The sequence below is a fragment of the Paeniglutamicibacter sulfureus genome (assembly GCF_039535115.1).
Classification (GTDB): Bacteria; Actinomycetota; Actinomycetes; order Actinomycetales; family Micrococcaceae; genus Paeniglutamicibacter; species Paeniglutamicibacter sulfureus.
In genome coordinates this window covers 2,266,833-2,282,276 of record NZ_BAAAWO010000001.1, presented here as the reverse complement: position 1 = coordinate 2,282,276, position 15,444 = coordinate 2,266,833, and the positions used below count along the sequence as shown (strand labels likewise).

14 protein-coding genes are annotated in these 15,444 nt (G+C 66.1%); 5 read left to right on the top strand and 9 right to left on the bottom strand.

Translation table 11 applies throughout. The annotated features are described in order from the left end of the window. Window positions 1–93 precede the first annotated feature (93 nt). From ABD687_RS10435 to benA, 4 genes are all read right to left on the bottom strand, one after another. Window positions 94–933, bottom strand: coding sequence for a 1,6-dihydroxycyclohexa-2,4-diene-1-carboxylate dehydrogenase (locus tag ABD687_RS10435; protein WP_264269523.1), 840 nt, complete (start codon window positions 931–933; stop codon window positions 94–96). Then, a complete protein-coding gene (gene benC, locus ABD687_RS10430) occupies window positions 930–2,480 on the bottom strand; it encodes a benzoate 1,2-dioxygenase electron transfer component BenC (protein ID WP_264269522.1) in 1,551 nt (516 codons plus the stop codon). The genes ABD687_RS10435 and benC overlap by 4 nt, the downstream gene beginning before the upstream one ends. 129 nt (window positions 2,481–2,609) lie before the next feature. After that, window positions 2,610–3,149, bottom strand: a complete 540-nt coding sequence (benB, locus tag ABD687_RS10425; RefSeq protein WP_264269521.1) for a benzoate 1,2-dioxygenase small subunit — start codon at window positions 3,147–3,149, stop codon at window positions 2,610–2,612. Beyond that, window positions 3,133–4,533 (bottom strand): benzoate 1,2-dioxygenase large subunit, encoded by a 1,401-nt coding sequence (gene benA / locus ABD687_RS10420; RefSeq protein WP_264269520.1) that lies wholly within the window; start codon window positions 4,531–4,533, stop codon window positions 3,133–3,135. The genes benB and benA overlap by 17 nt, the downstream gene beginning before the upstream one ends. 582 nt (window positions 4,534–5,115) lie before the next feature. Between benA and ABD687_RS10415 the strand changes: the two genes are divergently transcribed. Next, on the top strand, window positions 5,116–5,478 hold the full coding sequence (locus ABD687_RS10415) for an ArsR/SmtB family transcription factor (protein ID WP_264269517.1): 363 nt from the start codon (window positions 5,116–5,118) through the stop codon (window positions 5,476–5,478). Beyond that, window positions 5,475–6,569: a cation diffusion facilitator family transporter gene (locus ABD687_RS10410; RefSeq protein WP_310291462.1), complete on the top strand. Its 1,095-nt coding sequence runs from the start codon at window positions 5,475–5,477 to the stop codon at window positions 6,567–6,569. Before ABD687_RS10415 ends, ABD687_RS10410 begins: the two co-directional genes overlap by 4 nt. A gap of 9 nt (window positions 6,570–6,578) precedes the next feature. On the opposite strand, the gene ABD687_RS10405 is transcribed toward ABD687_RS10410, so the two are convergent. The 5 genes from ABD687_RS10405 to ABD687_RS10385 all read right to left on the bottom strand — a co-directional run bounded on the left by ABD687_RS10405 (window position 6,579) and on the right by ABD687_RS10385 (window position 12,683). Further along, the gene (locus tag ABD687_RS10405) at window positions 6,579–8,240 is read right to left on the bottom strand and encodes a dipeptide ABC transporter ATP-binding protein (protein ID WP_310291465.1); all 1,662 of its coding nucleotides are present in this window, start codon (window positions 8,238–8,240) and stop codon (window positions 6,579–6,581) included. Further along, a complete protein-coding gene (locus ABD687_RS10400) occupies window positions 8,237–9,130 on the bottom strand; it encodes an ABC transporter permease (RefSeq protein WP_302264380.1) in 894 nt (297 codons plus the stop codon). Before ABD687_RS10400 ends, ABD687_RS10405 begins: the two co-directional genes overlap by 4 nt. Next, a complete protein-coding gene (locus ABD687_RS10395) occupies window positions 9,127–10,104 on the bottom strand; it encodes an ABC transporter permease (RefSeq protein WP_310291469.1) in 978 nt (325 codons plus the stop codon). Before ABD687_RS10395 ends, ABD687_RS10400 begins: the two co-directional genes overlap by 4 nt. A 25-nt stretch (window positions 10,105–10,129) precedes the next feature. Continuing rightward, the gene (locus ABD687_RS10390; RefSeq protein WP_310291472.1) at window positions 10,130–11,794 is read right to left on the bottom strand and encodes an ABC transporter substrate-binding protein; all 1,665 of its coding nucleotides are present in this window, start codon (window positions 11,792–11,794) and stop codon (window positions 10,130–10,132) included. Between the two features lie 280 nt (window positions 11,795–12,074). After that, window positions 12,075–12,683, bottom strand: a complete 609-nt coding sequence (locus tag ABD687_RS10385) for an NAD(P)-dependent oxidoreductase (RefSeq protein WP_310291474.1) — start codon at window positions 12,681–12,683, stop codon at window positions 12,075–12,077. A 108-nt stretch (window positions 12,684–12,791) separates the two neighbouring features. Between ABD687_RS10385 and ABD687_RS10380 the strand changes: the two genes are divergently transcribed. The 3 genes from ABD687_RS10380 (at window position 12,792) to ABD687_RS10370 (ending at window position 15,418) form a co-directional block, all read left to right on the top strand. After that, the gene (locus ABD687_RS10380; protein WP_310291478.1) at window positions 12,792–13,181 is read left to right on the top strand and encodes a winged helix-turn-helix transcriptional regulator; all 390 of its coding nucleotides are present in this window, start codon (window positions 12,792–12,794) and stop codon (window positions 13,179–13,181) included. A gap of 103 nt (window positions 13,182–13,284) precedes the next feature. After that, the gene (locus tag ABD687_RS10375; RefSeq protein WP_310291481.1) at window positions 13,285–13,737 is read left to right on the top strand and encodes a DUF4383 domain-containing protein; all 453 of its coding nucleotides are present in this window, start codon (window positions 13,285–13,287) and stop codon (window positions 13,735–13,737) included. Window positions 13,738–13,948: 211 nt separating this feature from the next. Further along, entirely contained in the window at window positions 13,949–15,418 is a 1,470-nt protein-coding gene (locus ABD687_RS10370) for an L-lactate permease (protein WP_310291484.1), read from the top strand. Window positions 15,419–15,444 lie beyond the last annotated feature (26 nt).

Genomic DNA, 15,444 nt, shown 5'->3' with positions numbered 1-15,444 from the left:
AGCCTTGACCCGAAGGATAATCGGGCGGCGGGCCGTGGATAGCACGCAGGCGGCGGGGATACCGCCGCCTGCATGCAATTGAAAGATACCTATCTAGCCGAGGTCCCCTCCGGCCACCGCAAGGGTGCTGCCGGTGATGTATGAAGCCTCGTCGGAGGCCAGGAACACGATGGGTCCTGCCTGTTCGTCGAGGGTTCCGTAACGCTTCATCAGGGTGGAATCGATGGTCTGGTCAACGATCTGCTGGTACCAGGCCTTCTCCTGCTCGCCTTCGGGGGCCGGGCCCCGCTTTACCTGGCGTTCGGGGGCCTCGGTGCCGCCGGGGGCGGTGGCCACCACGCGGATTCCGTGGGCTGCCCCCTCCATGGCCAGGGCCGAGGTGATGGCCTTGACCCCGCCCTTGGCTCCGGCGTACGGGACGCGGTTGAGTCCGCGGGTGGCAACCGAGGAGACGTTCACGATGGTTCCGGAGCCGGCCTTGACCATTTCCGGGAACGCCGCGCGGCACATCCACAGGGTCGGGAAGAGCGAGCGCTGGATTTCCTTCTGGATTTCCTCCGGGGCATAGTGCTCGAACGGCTTGGCCCAAATGGTCCCGCCGACGTTGTTGATGAGCACATCGATCCGGCCGTATTCGGTGACCGCGGCGGTGACCGCGGCCAGCGCGCCCTCAAAGGTTTCGAGGTCGGCGGTGACGCTCAGCGCCTTGACGTCCTGCGCCCGCAGGCCCTCGGCGATGTCGTGCACCAGCGGCGAACGGTCCACCAGGACCAGCTCCGCACCCTCGGCGGCAATGCGCCGGGCCACTGCCCAGCCAATGCCCTGGGCGGCTCCGGTGATGAGCACGACCTTGGAGGCGAAACGGCCCGCGTGGAAGGATTCGGGCAGTGGTGCCGCGGCGGCATGGTTCACCGCCGGGTTGTCGGCGCTCATTTGGACGCGCGCGACGCGGCGGCCATGGTGGCCTTGGCGTGCTCGTTGTGGGCCATGATGGCCGTGCGGGCAGCTGCCAAGTCCTGGTTCTCGAAGGCGGCGACGATTTCCAAGTGGTCGGCGTCGACGGCGCCGTCGATCCAGTGCTCCTGGCGCAGTACCTTGGCCATGGTCGCGGGGACCTCCAGTCGGTTGTACGCCTGCAGCAGGTGTTCGTTGCCGACACAGCGGAACAGGAACTGGTGGAAGGCGTCATTGGTCACCGTGAATTCCGCGGCGTCCACGAAATTCTCACCCGACAGGGTCTTGCCGGCCAGTTCGGCCAGAACCTTGAACTCGGCCAGCTGCTCAGGGGTCAGCTTGCCCATGGTCAGTTCAACGATGGCCAGTTCCAGGGCCATGCGGGCGTCGAATTGCGCCTGAAAAGTTGCGTGCTCTTCGCCGATTTCGTAGGTGGGCAGGGCTGCCGGAGCTTCCACTGCTTCCTCTGCGGGAGCTGCCGGTGCCGGTGCCTCCGGCGCCGCGGCCGCATCGGGAACGACTGCAAGGGCGAACTTCTCGAAGTAGAAGTTCTGCGGCTTGATGCCTTCGGCCTCCAGGTGGCGGCGGACGCCCTCGACCATGGGCGGCGGGCCACAGAGGTAGATATCCACGTCGCCCTCGGCCAGGTGGTGCGGCTCGAAGTGGTTGGTGACGTAGCCCTTCTTTTCCGCGGCGCTGTTCGGGTCCCCGACGACGGTGTCGAAGGTGAAGCCGTCAATGCGCGACTTGTAGTCCTCCAGCACGTCGAGCTCGACCAGGTCGGTGTCGGTGTTGACGCCGTAGATGAGGTGGGTCGGGTGGGGGGTGTCCATGCCCGAGAGCTTTTCCAGGATGGCCAGCAGCGGGGCCAGTCCGGTGCCGCCGGCGAGCAGCAGCGACGTGCGCTTGGGATCGCGCAGGAAGAAGCTGCCCATCGGGCCGGTGAAGTTGATCTGGTCCCCGACGGCTGCGACGTCGCGCATGTAGGTGGACATCAAACCGCCATCGGTGATGCGGATCAGGAAGGAAAGGGTGGAGACCTCCGGGCCGGAGCTGAAGGAGTACGAGCGGGTCTGGCCGCCGGAGCCGGGAACCTCGATGTTCACGTACTGGCCGGGCAGGAAGGAGAGCTCGTCGCGGTTCTCGATCTCGAGGCTGAACGCGTAGGTCGTCTCGGAGAGGCGGCGGATCTCTGTCAGCGTCGAGGAGTAGGTGGTGGCAGTCGTCTTGGCGACATCCGAGGTCGTGGGGATCTGCAGCACGAGGTCGGACTCGGGCACCATCTGGCACGGGAGGCAGAAGCCCTTCTCGGCCTCGTCGTCGGTCAGTGCCTCCTCGATGTAGTCACCGCCGTCGAACTTGCCGGATTCGCAGAAGGCCTTGCAGGTGCCGCAGGCGCCGTCGCGGCAGTCAAGCGGAATATTGATCCGTGCCTTGTAGGAGGCATCGGCGACGGTTTCGCGGGGTCCGACTTTAATGAACCGGGTAATACCGTCCTCGAAGGCGAGGGCAACCTGATAGGTCATGAGGGGGGCTCTTTTCAAAATAGTGCAGGGTGGTGCGACAGCGGGTGCAAGGTGGTGGGCCGGGGGCGCAAGATGCGCCCCCGGCCCACCAAATTCGGTGGGCCGGGAACGGGCCCGGTCCGGGCGGGACTAGATGTGGTAGATGTCCACGACGTGGTGGATGTAGTCGTTCTTCAGGACGACCTTCTTGGCCATGATCACCGGCTGGGTGCCGGAGTAGTCGATCGTGTAGAAGGAGGTGCCGAAGTAGGTGTCGACGTTCTGGTAGCGGTAGTACAGGGTGAACCAGTTGAAGCGCACATCGACCTTGTCGCCGTCGACCGAAACGATCTCGACGTTGGAGATGTTGTGCCCGGTGCGGGGCTCCGGCAGCGAAGTGGCGCTGGAGCGGTCGGTCTTGATGCGGAAGACGCGGTCTTCCAAGCCACCGCGGTTTCCGTAGAAGATCAGCGAGATCTCGCGCTGCGGGTCCTCGGTGAGCTTGTCGTCATCGGCCCAAGCGGGCATCCAGAAGGTGGCCTCGGGGTGGTAGCAGTCGATCCAGCGATCGAAGTCGCGGTCATCCAGGAAACGGGCTTCGCGGTAGAGGAACTGCGCGATGTCCTCCAGCTTGACCTCACCGGCGCCGGTCTGGATCTTGGTGACGATGGCGTTAGTGGTTGCAGTCATGGTTGTTCCCCTGTTCGGTGGTGCCGGTGGTGGTGGATGAGGCCTCGGCGGCGACGGCCTTGCGCATCGTGTCCAGCCAGTAGCCGTGCTGGATCGGGTACAGCCCCTCGTCCTCGGTGCGGGCGCCGGAGGAAATCGGCTCCAGGCCGATCTTCTTGGCGTTCTCGTCGGCACCGGTGATCTGGTGCGCCTGTCCGCGGGAGAGGTCGTTCCACTTGGCGGCGGTGGCCAGGTAGGTCTTCTGGCAGGAGCGGAATTCCTCGAGGTCATCCGGGGTGGCCATGCCCGAGGCGTTGAAGAAGTCCTCGTACTGGCGGATGCGGTTCGCGCGGGCCTCGTCGGATTCGCCGACCGGGGCGATGCAGTAGATGGTGACCTCGGTCTTGTCCACTGCCACCGGGCGGAAGACGCGAATCTGCGAGGAGAACTGGTCCATCAGGTACACGTTCGGGTACAGGCAGAGGTTGCGGGAGACACCGATCATCCAGTCGGCCTTGGCTTCGCCGTGGGCGGCAACCAATTCGTCGCGCTTCTCGGCCAGCGGGCGGTTGGCCGGGTCCAACCATTCGGTCCACAGCAGCAGGTGGCCGTTTTCGAAGGAGTAGTAGCCGCCTTCCTGCTTGTCCCAGCCGCCGGCATCCATGGTCTTGGTGTCATTGGTGGACTCGCCCGCGCTGCGGCGGGCCTGGGTGGCAGCGTAGTTCCAGTGCGTGGCCGAGACGTGGTAGCCGTCGGCGCCGTTCTCCGCCTGGAGCTTCCAGTTGCCGTCGTAGGTGTAGGTGGAGGAGCCGCGCAGGACCTCGAGGCCCTCGGGGGACTGGTCCACGATCATGTCGATGATCTTGGTGGATTCACCGAGGTGCTCGGTCAGCGGCTTGACGTCCGCGTTCAGCGAGCCGAAGAGGAAGCCGCGGTAGGACTCGAAGCGGGCGACCTTGGTCAGGTCGTGCGAGCCGTCCTTGTTGAAGCCCTCCGGGTAGCCGGCGCCGCGGGAGTCCTTGACCTTGAGCAGCTTGCCGGAGTTGTTGAAAGTCCAGCCGTGGAACGGGCAGGTAAAGGTGGTGCGGTTATCGGTCTTGCGGCGGCAAAGCATGGCACCGCGGTGGCTGCACGCGTTGATGAGGGCGTTGAGCACGCCTTCCTTGTTGCGCGAGATCACGATCGGCTGGCGGCCGATGTTCGTGGTGAAGTAGTCGCCGATGTTCGGGATCTGGGATTCGTGGGCCAGGTAAATCCAGTTGCCCTCCCAGATGTGCTTCATTTCGAGCTCGAAGGTCTCTTCATCGGTGAAGATATTTCGGTTGGCGCGGAATTGGCCGGTCTCCGGGCTGTCGACGAGTGCATCATCAAGCAGGGCCGAGACGGTATCAAGTGTTTCTGTCATGGAGTGCTCCATCCTTCGTAGCGGGCGCTGGCGCCCTGGTCCACCCGGTGGGTGGCGAAACCATGAGATACACCATGTCAGTATGTGCGTGACCTCACACTGGGCATATGCCTAGGGTTGACCCAGGGTGATGTCCATTGAGTGGATTGCGATATCAATCACAAAGATCTGGGTATTTGTCTACGGCGCGCCCGCGCCGTAGCGTGGGGCCCCAAATGGTTCTCCCCGGGCCGGATCCCGTGCCGCCACAGGGATGGAGGCCGTTGTCCTCCTTTCAAAAGACGGTTCCAATCGTGGCCCAGCACCAGCAGGCCGGAACCGGGACCCGAGGTCAGTGCAGGCGCCTTCCGGGGGTCCTGGGAGAAGTCTCGATCAGCGCCAACTGCGCCAGATTCATCACCGTTGCCGTCTCCTATGCTGGTCATCATCCAGGCCGCCAAAAGGGCGGGCCCGGAATCGGCCCAAACGGCGTCCTGGGTATGGGCGGTGTCGGTCTCTTGGTTGGCTGCTTCGGCACCGCATTGCCACCACTGCCGAAGGCGGATCCTTGATCCCGCGCTCGTGCTGTGCAACTATGTGCGTATGAATGCAGATAACAAGTCTTGTACCCTGGACTCCGACAGCCAGTATGTGGAGCTTGCCGTTGAAGTGTTCAGCATGCTTGCCGACGCGACCCGCGTGAGAATCATTCTGGCCCTTAGGTCCGGGGAAATGGCGGTGGGGGCACTGGCCGAGCTTTTGGGCAAGACCCCTGCCTCGGTCTCGCAGCACCTGGCCAAGATGCGCCTGGCCCGAATGGTCGCCACCCGTCAAGAAGGAACGAAGGTCCTCTATCGGCTCGAAAACGAGCACGCCCGCCAGTTGGTCGTCGACGCGATCCACCAGGCCGAACATGCCCTGGGTGGTACACCCGCCCACCACGCGCGCGGACGGCAATCGGCATGAGCCCGAGCGATGAGTCAGCAGAACACAGCCACGGGCATGACGGTCATGACCACGATCACGACCACGATCACGACCACGGACATGACGGGCATTCCCACCACCATTCCGGTTTCAAGGGGTGGCTCTTTGAACTCTTCGTCCCGCACACGCACGACTCCGCCGATTCGATCGACGACGCCCTGGAATCCAACATCCAGGGAATCCGCGCCCTGAAGATCAGCATGTTCATCCTGCTGGGCACCACGGTGCTGCAACTGGCGGTGGTCATGGTCAGCGGCTCGGTGGCGTTGCTCGCCGATACCATCCACAACTTCTCCGATGCGCTCACTGCCGTGCCCCTGTGGATTGCCTTCATCCTCGGACGCCGGGCAGCCAACCGCCGCTATACCTTCGGATACGGGCGGGCCGAGGACCTGGCCGGGCTGTTCATCGTCGCGGTAGTCGCGCTTTCAGCCATTCTCGCCGCCTGGCAATCCATTGATCGCCTGATCCACCCGCAACCGCTTCAGCATCTGGGCTGGGTCCTGGCGGCCGGGGTCATTGGCTTCATTGGCAACGAGGCCGTGGCCATGTACCGGATCAGGATCGGCCGGAAGATCGGTTCCGCCGCGCTGGTTGCCGATGGGGTCCACGCGCGCACCGACGGATTTACCTCCCTGGCCGTGGTCCTGGGCGCGGGAGGCGCCATGCTGGGGTTCCCCTTGGCCGATCCGATCGTGGGACTGGTCATCTCCGCCGCCATCATGGTCCTGCTCTTCGGCACCGTGCGCAGCATCGGCCGCCGGCTCATGGATGGCATCGAACCCGATCTCCTGGCCCGGGCGGAGGAAGCCTTCAACTCCGTTCCCGGGATCCTGGCGACGCCCCGGATCCAGTTGCGCTGGGTCGGCCACCGGCTGCACTGCACGGCGACTGTCGAGGTCAGGGACGCGGCGCTCTCCGAGGTCGAATCGACCATCCGGGAAGCGAAGCTGCGGCTCGTCCGGGCGCTGCCCAAGCTTGATGACATCCTCATCCAAACCGGGACGCGCCCGTTGGATGTGGTCAGGGAATCCGCGGAATCCGGCCCCGCCCGGGACCTCAGGTCCTGAACCCGGCGCCTACCTGGGCAAGCGCCCTGGTGAAATGCCCGGGGATGCGGCCAGCAGGGCACGGGTGTATGGATGCCGCGGATCGGTGAAGACCGACTCGGTGGCGCCAGACTCGACAACCTCCCCGGCGCGCATCACCAGTACCGTATCGCTCATGTGCCTGATCACCGACAGGTCGTGGGAAATGAAGAGGTAGCCCAGCCCGAGGCGCTGCTGCAGCTCGTCCAGCAGATCCAGCACCTGCGCCTGGATCGAGACGTCCAGGGCGGAGACCGGTTCGTCGCAAATCAGCACGCGCGGGTTGGGTGCCAGGGCGCGGGCGATGGCCAGGCGCTGGCGTTGGCCGCCCGAAAGGGTGGCGGGGTTCCTGACCGACAGCTCGGGTGCGAGGCCCACCAGGGAGAGCAGCTCGGTGATCCGCCCGGCGTGTTTGCGCGGATTGCGGGTGGCCCCGAAACTCAGCGCATCGGCCAGCACCTGCCCCACCGAATGGCGCGGGTCGAAGGACGACAACGGGTCCTGGTAGATGGCGCCGAGCCACGAGCGGCGGGTCCGCCGTTGGGACTCGGGCACCGAGCTCCAGGGCTCGCCGAAGAGTTCCACCGAGCCCGTGTCCGGGCCAAGCAGCCCCAGGGCCATGCGGGCCGTGGTGGTCTTCCCGGACCCGGATTCGCCCACCACACCCAGGGTGCGGCCGGGCAACAGGTCGAAGTCGATGTTTTTCACCGCCGGAAAATCGGCGGCCCCCGGCACCTTGAAGGACCGGGAGAGCGAGCGTGCGCTGAGCACCGGCAGTTGCATGGAATCCCCGGGGGTCACCGGCGGCACAGCGGGTCCCGGTTCCGGAGTCGCGGGGATGGCGGTGACGGGGGAGAGTCGTGCGAATCGGGGCTTGCCGGCCGGCACCGCGGCCAGCAATGCCTTGGTGTACGGGTGCTGCGGATCGCCCAGGATCCGTTGTGTCGGACCGGTTTCCACGATGCGCCCGGCCTGCATCACCGCAATGGTGTCGGCGACGCTGGAGACCGTGGACAGGTCGTGGCTGATCAACAGCATGCCTGAGCCCGCGGCCCGCAGTTCGCCCAGCAGATCCAGCACCGCGGCGGCGATCGTGGCGTCCAGGGCGGTGGTGGGTTCGTCGGCAATGACCAGGGCCGGGTCCAGGGCGATGGCCGAGGCAATCAGGGCGCGCTGGCGCATGCCGCCGGAAAGTTCCCCGGAACGCTGCCCGGCCCGGCGCACCGGATCATCCAGCCCCACCGATTCCAGCAACTGCACGACCTTGGCGGCGCGCGCGGCACCGGAGCCGGAACCGTGCAGGCGCAGCGCGTCGTCGATTTCCTTGCCGATCTTGCGCAGGGGATCCAGCGAGGTCAGGGCGTCCTGCAGGATGAATCCGACCTTGCTGCCGCGGATCGAGCGCCAGGCACGTGGTGAAAGGCCCCGTGCGTCCACGCCGGCCACCTCCAGTGCGCCGGCCCGCACGGTGGAGCCCGGCCCCGCCAAACCGATCAGTGAGCGGGCCGTCACGGACTTTCCGGAGCCCGATTCGCCGACCAGCGCCAGGCATTCACCGGGGCCTACGGAGAGGGAAACGTCCAAGACAACTGGGGTTTCCCCGAAAGAGACGTCGAGGTTTTCGACCCGAAGGATCGGTGCCGGTGCACTCATCGGGCACCCGCGGCCTTCATGGCCCGGGAAAGGACGGTGGAGGCGGCGGCGACCAAGACGATGGCCAGGCCGGGGAAGAATGTCATCCACCAGGCCAGTGCCAGGTAGGTGCGCCCGGCCGAAAGCATGGCGCCCCACTCCGGAGCCGGGGGAGGGGCGCCCAGGCCCAGGAAGCTCAGCGACGCCGCCCAGACCACGGCCTGCCCCAGGCCCAGGGTGCCCAGCACCGCGATCGGTGCTAGCGCGTTGGGCAGGATGTGGATGGCCAGGATCCGGGAGCGGGTTCGTCCCAGCACCGTGGCGGCCTCGACCATGGGGGAGGTGCGCAGCGCGATGATCTGGGCGCGGATCATCCGCGCGTACCCGGGGGCCGTGGTCAGCCCCACGGCAACCACCGTGGTTCCCACCCCGGGTCCGGCCAAGGCAATGAACACCAGGGCCAGCAGCAGGCCAGGCAACGCAAAGAGCACCTCCAGGACCCGTCCGACGCCGAAGTCCAGCCACTTGCCGCCGAATCCGGCAATGGTCCCCAGCACCAGGGCCAGCCCCAGGCCGATCGCCGTGGCCGCGGCACCGATCAGCAGCGAGGGCCGCGCGCCGTGGATGATGCGCGAATAGATGTCGCGCCCGGATTCGTCGGTGCCCAGCAGGTGTCCGGGCCCGGGACCGGAGAATGCATCGGCGGGGTTGATGGCCAACGGGTCGTAGGGAGCCAAGAGGTTCGGGAAAATTGCCGCCAGCAAGAAGAACGCGAGCACCGTTGCCGAGAGCAGCAACGGCAGGCGGGCCGCCAATGCCCTTAGCCCCCCGGTGCCGGGTGCAGGACGTTTGGATGGATGCGGGGCCAACACCGGGTCTCCCGGGCTCAGCTCGTTTTTGTCCATGCTCACGATGCGGCCATCCGCGGGTCGGCCAGGCGCTCGGCCAGGTCGGAGAAGGCCATGATCACCACATAGGCGGCTGCAGAGAGCAGTGCCACGCCGGTGACCATCGGGATGTCGCGGGCGGTGACCGCCGATAGCAGCGAGCGGCCCAGGCCCGGCCGGGCGAAAATGGATTCAACGACCACAGCGCCGGAGAGCAGGGAACCGAAAGCCCAGCCGGAAAGGGCGATACCCGGCAGCGCCGCGTGGCGCAGGGAATGGCGCAGCAGCACGCCTGTCTCCGATTCCCCGCGCGCCCGGGCCGAGAGCGCGAAGGGGGAGCGGTGCGCCGCGTTCAGGGTGTCGCGCATGACCTGGCCCAGGAAACCGGCCAGCGGCAGGGCCAGGGTGGCCACCGGAAGTACCAAGCCGGCCGGCGCATTGGTGCTCACCGGAGGCAGCCAGCCCAGCGCCGTGGCAAAGAGCATGATCAGTACGCTGGCGAGCCAGAAGTGGGGGACGGCGGCCGAGACGATTTCCAGGCCCGAGGCCAAGGCCGAGCCCAGGGCACCGCTGCGCGTGGAGAGCACCGCGACCACCAGCGCCAGCGCCCACGCCACCAAGAGGGCGAGCACCGCCAGGACCAGGGTGGGCGGAACCAGTTCTCCCAGGACCTCGGCCACGGGGATCTTCAGCGAATAGGAGGTGCCCAGGTCGCCGGTGGCCAGGCGCCACAACTGGCCAAAATATTGCACGTACAGCGGTTGGTCCAGGCCGTAGTCGGCACGGGCCTGGGCCAGCGCCTCGGCCGAGGCCTGCGAGCCGGGCCCGCCCATGATCGCCTCTGCCGGGTCGCCGGGAATCATCCGGATGCCAAAGAAGATCGCCGTGGACACCGCCCACAGCACGAACAACCCTCCGCCGACCTTGCCCAGCACCCAGCGGGCGGTCGACCGGGCAATCCGGGTCGACCGCCTGCCGTATGGGGCACGAAGGCTCATGGGTGGAGGTATTCGGGGCAGTGGGCTACTTGGCCAGCCAGGTGTCGAAGAACGTCGGTGTGGCCACCGCGGTGGTGGTTCCCACGTTCTGCAGCTTCGAGGAGTGGAGGAAATGGTTTTGCTGGTTGTAGAGCGGCAGCAGGTAGTAGCCCTCGAGCACCAACTTCTGCGCCTGTGCGTACAGGTCCTTGCGCTGTGCCTCGTCCTCGGTGGAACCGGCGGTTTCCAGCAATGCGTCGAGCGACGGATCCTTGACCTGGGAGAGGTTGGCGAAGTAGCCCGAGGGTGCCGGGATGGTCGAATCCGAGTGGAAGAGAATGCTCAGTACGCTCGGGCCGACCTTGGTGTAGGGCGCGGAGACCAGGTTGTAGTTGTTCTTGAACAGTTCGCCGTACCAGCTGGAGAGATCCAGCAGGTTGATCTTGACCTCGATGCCCGATTCCTTGGCGGTGGCCTGCAGCTGCTCGAAGAGCGACTGTTCGGCGGGGATCGACTGGCTGGTGCTCACCGGGAAAGTGAGCGAGAGGCGCTCCCCCTCCTTGATGCGGTAGCCCTCGGAGTCGCGTTCGGTCCAGCCGGCGGCATCCAGCAGTTCCGCTGCCTTGGCCGGGTCGTAGCCGAAGAGCGATTCAGCGGAGTACGCCAGGGGCTCGACACTGGCGAGTGGGGAGTAGGAGCGCGGCGCGGTGCCGAAGAAGAGCGAGTCGATGCCGGCATTGACGTTGACCGCGTGGATGAAGGCCTCGCGGACCAAGGCGTCGTTGAACGGGGCCTTGGAGGAGTTCAGCTCGATGCGGTTTGAGGCGCCGGGGCGGGGTGCGTCCAGGTGCTCGATGCCCTGGGACTTGGCGGCGGCGGCAATGGTGTCGGGCTGGGCGTTGTCGATGATCTGGACCTCGCCGGCCTGCAGGGCGGCGTAGCGGGTGGCGGCCTCGGGGATGAAGCGCCAGGTGATGCCGTCCAGGTAGGCCGCGCCCTCGTGGCCGGGCGTGGCCACAGGCTGCACGTAGTCCTCGTTGCGCACCATGTTCACCGCGTCCTGCTTCTTCCAGGATGCGACCTTGAACGGGCCGGTGCCCACGGGTGCAGCACAGTTCTCTTCCTGGCTGCGCTTGAGCGCCACCGGGGACTGGATGGAGACCCACGGCATCGAGAAGGACTCGAGCAGGGAGTTGTCGGGGGCCTTGAGCTTCAGCTCGAGGGTGGCCTCGTCGATCGCCTTCATGGAATCGATCTTGCCCAGGGCCAGGAACCCGGTGGAGGACGCTGTCTTGGGATCGAGCAGGTGCTCGAAGTTCGCCTTGACGGCCTCGGCGGTCAACTGGGTGCCGTCGGTGAAATTGATGCCCTCGCGGACCTTCACGGTGCGGGTTAGCCCGTCGGCGGAGACGGTGGAATCCTCGGCGAGCCAGGGAACCAGCTTTCCATCGGCGGCCTTGGTGTACAGGGTCTCCAGGTACTGGGAGGAGACCAGCGCCTGGGGGTAGTTGCCGCCCACGTGCGGATCCAGGCAGTCGGGCTCGGCATCGCCTGAGGCGTAGACCAGGGTGCCGCCGGCGACCGGAGTGCCGGCATCGGTGCCGGATTCCGGCGTCGTGGTGGCCGGTGCGCAGCCGGCGAGCACCAACGCCGCGGCCAGGGCCGTTGCGGCCGGGAATAGGCGAGTTGCCAGGGGGCGAACGTGTCTCATGTAGCTGCTTCCTGCGAACCGATGAAGTGATGTGTGGTGGCCGGCCGCGAGGCTCCCGGGGCGGATGGCGGCGGGAGCGCGGGCAGCTAGGTACCGCCATCCACCTTAGTCCGCGACGCGGACATGGCGCAGGGCTGTGTGGGCGAGTTCATAGCCGATTCCCGGCACCGACGTCTGGAGGTTAATTGCCGACGGGTGCGGGGGAACCGGTATTCCCGGTCCCACCGCACCCGTTGTAACGCGGGGATGAATCCCGCGCGACGGCGTCGCGGTAAGGCCTTTAGGCGCTTGCCACCGTGAAACGGCGGTGCTGGTGCTTGGGATCCTCGAGCTCGTCCAGGGCGGCAACGGCGAAGTCCCCGGTGCTGACCTTGTCTCCGGCGGGGGAGTCGTTGCCCAGGACGATGGCTCCGGTCGGCTCGCCCGGGGCGATCACCGGTGCCGGTGCCAGCATGGTCCAGTCCAGGCCGGAAGCCGAGGTGTAGAAGTCAAGGACCTCGCCCATGGTGCGGGCCTCGGGCATATATTCCTCGGGGAAGCCCGGGATGTTGAACAGGCGCACGCCGTCGACCTCGGTCGCGCCGGCCCCGCCAACGATGAAGACGCGGGCCGGGACGAGGGTCTCGGAGATTTCCTCGTGTGCGTCGACGAAAGGCTGGTGGGACTCACCGGTGCGCGACGGCGGAATCGAGAAGACGACTACGTCATTCTCGGTGGCCAGGGCGCGGTAGGCCGCCATGTCGCCCAGTTCGGCGGTGGCCACGTTGGCGGTTCCCTGGACTTCGCGTCCGCTGCGCGACACGGCGGTGACGTCATGTCCACGCTTGGCTGCCTCGGCGACGATCTGGCTGCCGACCATTCCGGTGGCTCCGTAAACGGCAATCTTCATGGGCTGTTCCCTTCTCTCTGGTGGTGCGGGCCATCACGGCCCGCACAGTTGCATGACGTCTATGGTATCCAATTGATATTGAGTACCTCAACGTAATATGGTTACCTGATGGATACTGAACGGCGTGCCTTCGATGTGATGAGCCCCGACTGCCCCTCGCGCTCGATCATGCAGCGCATGGGGGACAAGTGGACGCCATTGGTGTTCCTGGCCCTGGAATCCGGGCCGCGGCGTTTCTCGCAGCTGCGGCAGGACATCGGCGGGGTCACACCCAAGGTTCTCACCCAAACCCTTCGCTCCCTAGAACGTGACGGGTTGTTGACCCGGACCATTTACCCCGAGGTGCCGCCACGGGTGGAATACGAACTCACCGCACTTGGTGCCACCTTGCTGGGCCCCCTTGCCGTCGTGCGGGCATGGTCCCAGGACCATGCCGAGAAAATCATCCGGGCACGAAACGACTACGACGACCTCCACGAGGCACCGGTTCCTTCCTGAAAACTTTTTGTGTTTCGGGCAATCCGTCGGCACGGCGGTTCCGAATTCCTTTTGTCAGCAACGCAGAGGCGTTGAAAATCGACAGGAAACCAAGGAGCCCATCATGGCCTCGACACACATCACCACCCGCCCTTCCCTTCTCCAGTACGTGGCGTTGGCCGTCGGCGCTGTATTCCTGCTGGTAGGCATCCTGGGTTTCATCCCCGGCATCACCAGCAACACCGAACACCTTGGAATGGCCGGACACCACTCGGGCTCAATGTTGCTGGGCATCTTCCAGGTCTCGGTTCTGCACAACGTCGTCCACCTGCTCTTCGGCGTCCTCGGCCTCACGCTGTGGCGCAGTGCGGCCAAGGCAAAGACCTTCCTCGTTGTCGGCGGAATCATCTATCTGGTGCTGGGTTTCTATGGCGTCTTCATCGACCAGTCCAGTGCCGCGAACTTTGTCCCGGTCAACACCGCTGACAACATCCTGCACTTCGCATTGGGCGTCGGCATGGCCGGACTGGGCCTGGCCCTGGGCAAGAACCCGACCCCGGCCCGACGCACCGCCTGAGCCTGCCCCTACTTCCCCACCGAATCCGATCCCGGGACCCGCCGTACGCTCACCATGTGAAGCGTGCGGCGGTTCTCGTTTGCCATGACCTTATGGGGGGCTGCCGCCGCAACCAACTCGTTGTTTCGTGGTCGGAGCGGTATGGTCAATCGCAGCAGAACATGCCGCGTGAACCCCCAGGGGGCGGCGCCCCGACCAAAGGAACCGCCGCATGCTGGCACTGGCTGCCGCCTCCCCGATCGTGGTGGCCATGGGCTTGTTCCTGGCCCGGACGAAGGCCACCACCATGGCCATCTACTCATTGCTCACCGGCGTGCTTGCGGCAGTCTTCTTCTTCCCCACGCCGCCCGCTGAACTCATGCGGGCAGGGGCCATGTTCGGGCCCACGATCCTCGAGGTGCTGTTGATTCTCTTCGGCGGCGTGCTGCTCTCGCGCATCACTTCAGAAACCGGTGCCATGGACAGGATCTCCGGCTGGCTGCGGCAAAGCGCCTCGAACCAGCAGGCCGGGACGGTGCTGGTGGTTTTTGGGCTGGTTCCCTTCGCCGAGTCGGTCACGGGCTTTGGCATTGGCGTCACCGTGGGCGTCCCGTTGTTGATCCAACTGGGACATTCGGTGAAGCACTCCGCGATCCTGAGCCTGCTCGGTTTGGTTGCCGTTCCCTGGGGAGCGCTGGGTCCCGGCACCCTGGTGGCAGCCGAGTTGGCCGGGCTCACGCTGTTCGACGTGGGTGTCCGTTCGGCGCTGTTGACCCTGCCGGTGGTACTGGGCGCGGGAATCACCGCATGGCTGGTGCTGCGCGGCGAATCGACCAGGCCCGGGCGGTTGCTGGCGCACCTGATGGGCGCCGCGGTGCTGCTCAACGCCGGCATCCTGTTCGCCAACCTGCTCATGGGCACCCCGCCGGCGGGCATCGTCGGCTCCCTGCTGGTGTTGGCGGCGCACCTGATGGCCTTCAGGATCGGCGGGTCGCTGGTTCCGGCCGGGCGCGCGGTCCGGGTGGCATTGTTGCCCTATGCGGTGCTCACTCTTGGCTTGCTTGCTGCCCGCGCGTTGAGTTCGCCGATGGAAGCCTCCCTGCTCAAGCGCGCCATCACCAGCGGCGGCGTCTGGCTGGTGGTGGCATGCCTGGTCGCCCAATATGGGTCCGCCTCCCTGGGCGGCGGAACCTCCGGCCTGCGCGCACGCGCTGCCCTGGCCTACCGCAGTTGGATTCCCGTGGGGATAGCCACCGGCGGATTCACCATCCTGGGTGCACTGCTCGCGGCCACCGGAATGGGCAGGGAGCTGGGTGCGGCGCTGGCCGGAATCGGTGCCGGATATCTGGTGCTGGGGCCGGTCGTCAACGGCTTGGCCGGATTCATTTCCGGATCCAATACGGCGGCAAATTCCATGCTGGCCGCAACCCAGGCCCAGGCGGCGGCAAGCATGGGATCCTCGGTCCTGCAGATCGTCGCGGTATCCAATGTCACCGCTTCGATGGCCACCATGCTCGCGCCCTCGCGCATCCTGTTGGCCTACGAGATGGCAGTCGTACCCGCGGCAGCGGCCACGGGCCCCGCCCCTGAACCGGCACCGCCGAGCGAGGGCGAGGTCACCGCATGGATTGCCCCGCGTCTGGGCATCCTCCTGGCCGTTGTCTGCACCCTGTTGGGCGTGGTCACCTGGGTGATCCACTAGCGATTTCCTCCAGACCGGCCGACAGC